Annotated in this window: 1 rRNA gene; it reads right to left on the reverse strand. The window is 53.8% G+C overall.

The window, feature by feature from the left end:
* A 23S ribosomal RNA gene (locus A6D97_RS02140) occupies window positions 1-253 on the reverse strand; the annotation flags it as partial.

The following is a 253-nucleotide window of genomic DNA, read 5'->3' on the forward strand; positions in this document are numbered from 1 at the left end:
TACTTGAACCTGGACAACCGTCGCCAGGCCCACCTAGCCTTCTCCGTCCCCCCATCGCAATTGTAAGAAGTACGGGAATATTAACCCGTTTCCCATCGACTACGCCTTTCGGCCTCGCCTTAGGAGTCGACTTACCCTGCCCCGATTAACGTTGGACAGGAACCCTTGGTCTTCCGGCGAGGGAGTTTTTCACTCCCTTTATCGTTACTCATGTCAGCATTCGCACTTCTGATACCTCCAGCAGCCCTTACAG

This window comes from Vibrio sp. ZF57 (assembly GCF_001691235.1).
Classification (GTDB): Bacteria; Pseudomonadota; Gammaproteobacteria; order Enterobacterales; family Vibrionaceae; genus Vibrio; species Vibrio crassostreae_C.